Annotated in this window: 1 protein-coding gene; it reads right to left on the bottom strand. The window is 72.4% G+C overall.

Annotation, left to right across the window (positions count from 1 at the left end):
- On the bottom strand, positions 1–558 hold a 558-nt coding region (locus ACLD7X_RS17990; RefSeq protein ID WP_411425056.1), incomplete at its 3' end, for a response regulator.
- Positions 559–576 lie beyond the last annotated feature (18 nt).

Raw genomic sequence — 576 nt, 5'->3', positions numbered from 1 at the left:
TTCCAGGCCCTTGGCGAGACGGGCGCCCTTCTCGGCCGTCATGCTGCCCAGCGACCCCTTGAGTCCGTGTGCGTGCGCCACCGCGGCGGTGCCGTCCCGCTGTGCCAGCGCCAGCCGCAAGGCCTCGAGCCGCTCGGCCAGATCCAGCCGCATGGCGTGAGCCAGCTCCTTGAGGGTGGCCTCGTCACCGTCCAGGCGGCGGCGCAGCTTGTCGAGGTCGACGGACGGCTGCGGCGACGACCGATGGTGGTCCGTCGGGCCCGCATCCGGTTCGGCTTCGAAGCCGCCGGGCGCCTCTGGAGGTGGTGGCGCGGTGTCGGCCCTCTGGCCGGTCTCGGCCAACACGCGGTCCACCTCGCCCAGCAAGAGCTGCGGGCTGACCGGCTTGGTCACGTAGCCGTCCATTCCTGCGTCCAGGCAGGCCTGGCGATCACCGGCCATCGCCCCGGCCGTCACCGCCAGGATGGGCACACGGACAAGCCGGCGCCGGGCTTCCGTCGCCCGGATGGTGCGCGTCGCCTCCAGTCCGCTCATGCCCGGCATCTGCACGTCCATCAGGATCAGGTCCAGCCCTCC

It is taken from the genome of Aphanothece microscopica RSMan92, from assembly GCF_046613545.2.
In the GTDB taxonomy this organism is placed as follows: domain Bacteria; phylum Cyanobacteriota; class Cyanobacteriia; order PCC-6307; family Cyanobiaceae; genus NIES-981.
Note: the sequence above shows the minus strand (reverse complement) of the source record. Positions and strands in the feature narration are given on the sequence as shown.